1 pseudogene is annotated in these 275 nt (G+C 66.9%); it reads right to left on the bottom strand.

The features are described from left to right. Window positions 1-275: pseudogene (locus ACZ3HH_RS29900) on the bottom strand (hypothetical protein); the annotation flags it as partial.

Here is a 275-nt window from a genome sequence, read left to right as displayed (position 1 = left end):
ATCCCGCTCGCGCCGAGGATCATGCCGATCGGGACCATCACCTTCGCGCCGAGGCGGGGGAAGAGCAGGTTCGTCGACAGCTGCGCGGCGACGACGAGCATGACGACCATCGGCAGGAAGGCCAGCCCGGTCTGGATGGGGCTGAACTTCAGCGTCGCCTGCAGGAAGTACGTGACGAACAGGAAGATGCCGAACATGCTCGCGCCGGCGATGAGGATCGACAGGTAGGCGGCGGAGCGGTTGCGGTCGGTCAGGATGGCCAGCGGCAGGAGCGG

It is taken from the genome of Pseudomonas sp. PME37.24/025, assembly GCF_055556615.1.
The sequence above is the reverse complement of the archived record's forward strand: the minus strand, read 5'-3'. Positions and strand labels throughout refer to the sequence as shown.